Raw genomic sequence first — 2,494 nt, forward strand, 5'->3', positions numbered from 1 at the left:
AAACGTGGTACGGGTGGGAATAAATCCTTACCTGCTCCGGAAGAAGCGTTTGGTGAAGGGACTTCCCGAATGCAGATTTTTACTGCAGGCATTGATTTTACCTATCCTTTCACTATCGGCAACCAGCCTTTCCGCTTTAACACCAGCTGGAATGGACAATGGAACGGCACACCTTTAACACAACAAGATAAATTGAGTATTGGTGGTCGTTATACCGTACGCGGATTTGATGGTGAGCTATCGCTTTCCGGTGAAAAAGGTTGGTTATGGCGAAATGAGTTGGGTTGGGATATTGCTAATAAAGGACATGAGCTTTATTTAGGGATTGACCGAGGTAAGGTGCACTCCAGCCAAGAAGAGCTTCAAATTGGTGATAGCTTAATGGGGGGGGCAATTGGACTTCGCGGTAAATTATGGGGCATTAACTATGATTATTTTGTGGGTGTCCCAATTAAAAAACCGGAAGGATTTAGAACCAGTCATGTGACAACCGGATTTAATGTGAGCTACCGTTTTTAATGCTCACGCTTTTAGATGAATAAATTGATTAAAACCAAACAGAATTTAAAACTTTAAAGGAAATTAAAAAAATGAATAAACGTCATTATAAAGTGATTTTTAGCCGTATATTAAACCAGCTTGTGGTGGTATCTGAGTTAGCAAAATCTCAAGGTAAAGCACAAAGTGAAAATGTGAGTCCAGAACAAGAAAAAACAGGACTATTTTCAAGTACACTTTCACTTAATCCTATTCATTTTAGCTTAATGTTAGCATTAGGCTTTGTCTTCTTATCCCCTTCTGTTCATGCAGAAGATATGGCCATTCGTGCAGATAAATCTGCACCGGGTAATCAACAACCTACAGTACTTCAAACCGGCAATGGTTTACCGCAAGTAAATATTCAAACACCAAGTGCTGGTGGGGTATCTCGTAACCAATATTCTCAATTTGATGTAGCAGAGAAAGGTGCCGTGTTAAACAATGCTCGTAAAGCGGCACAAACGCAAATGGCAGGCTGGGTGCAAGGTAACCCGAATCTTGCTCGCGGTGAAGCAAAAGTTATTCTTAACGAGGTGAACTCCGCTAATCCAAGCCGTTTAAAAGGTTATGTGGAAGTCGCAGGCAAAAAAGCAGATGTGGTGATTGCCAACCCAAGTGGTATTCAATGTGATGGTTGTGGTGTGATTAATGCTGGACGCACCACGCTGACAACAGGTAAAGCGGATGTAGAAAATGGTGAGTTAAAAGGCTATCACGTTAAAGGCGGTAAAGTGACTGTTGGCCAAAAAGGCATGGATAACAGTCAATCTGATTACACCGATATTATCGCGGAGAAAGCCGAAATCAAAGGTGGGGTTTGGTCGAAGAAAGGCATTAAAGTTACCACGGGTAAAAATAACGTTGACCGCACTAATGATTCGGTTGTGTACGTGGGTGATAAAAACACCGATAACACTGACCGCACTTCAGACACTCAAAGTGAAAATCAAAGCTACAGTGTGGATGTGAGCCAATTAGGTGGGATGTATGCGGAGAAAATCCATTTAGTGGATAACGGACAAGGCCTTGGTGTACGCAATGCGGGACACATTGGTGCATCGGCAGGAAGCGTGAAAATCGATAGCCAAGGTAAGATTGTGAATGAAGGCTTTATTGGTGGTAGCGAAAATGCCGAACTCAATGCGAAAAAGAATATTGAGAACCGTGGCACCGTTTATGCTAAAGCTCAGGCCCAACTTAATGCTCAACACATTGATAACAAACAGGGTGTCATTGCCGGTAAACAGGTTCAGCTTAACGCGAACAACGTGGATAACCGCAAGCAATCGGATAAAGGCTCTTTGATTGTTGCAACAGAGAAAGCGAGCATTAAAGCGAAACATGTAGATAACCAAGGGACAAAAGCTGGCGGCAACACGGAACAAGGTATCCGTGGTGCTCAAGTGGCTATTACAGCTGAAAATCTTTCTAACCAACAAGGGGGCATCTACAGTGATGAGCATACCCAACTAGATGTTGCTCAAACTATTGATAATAAACAAGGTGAGATTGAAGCGGGCAAATCAATTGAGTTAAAAGCGAAGACGTTGGCAAATGAAGGTGATATCAGAACCAAAGGGGATTTAACGGTTCGTTTACAAGATAGTTTAACCTTAAATAACGCTTTCCAAGTTGGTGGTAATTTAGATTTTAAAACCGAAGGGGATTTTAAAAACAATAGCCAATTACGTGTTGGTAATAAGGCGGATGTTAAAGCGGCTAATGTAGAAAACACTAAAGATGCTGAAATTAGTGGTAATGAAACACGCATTAATACAAATACGTTGACTAACCGAGGCTTAATTGATGGTGCATTGACTGTTGCAAAAGCGGTAACCATCAATAACTTAGGGACCGGTCGTATTTATGGTGACCATGTTGCTTTACAGGGGGATAGTTTAAATAACCTTGAGGAAGGGGACAAATCTGCTGTGATTGCCGCGCGTGAGCGTTT

At 41.9% G+C, this 2,494-nt stretch carries 2 protein-coding genes; both read left to right on the top strand.

Annotated features, from left to right (window positions below):
* On the top strand, nucleotides 1–519 hold a 519-nt coding region (locus HMPREF2750_RS07140), incomplete at its 5' end, for a ShlB/FhaC/HecB family hemolysin secretion/activation protein (protein ID WP_148130009.1).
* A gap of 71 nt (nucleotides 520–590) precedes the next feature.
* The coding region (locus HMPREF2750_RS07145; RefSeq protein ID WP_148130010.1) for a two-partner secretion domain-containing protein at nucleotides 591–2,494 on the top strand (1,904 nt) is incomplete at its 3' end.

The organism is Haemophilus sp. HMSC066D02 (assembly GCF_001810545.1).
In the GTDB taxonomy this organism is placed as follows: Bacteria; Pseudomonadota; Gammaproteobacteria; order Enterobacterales; family Pasteurellaceae; genus Haemophilus_D.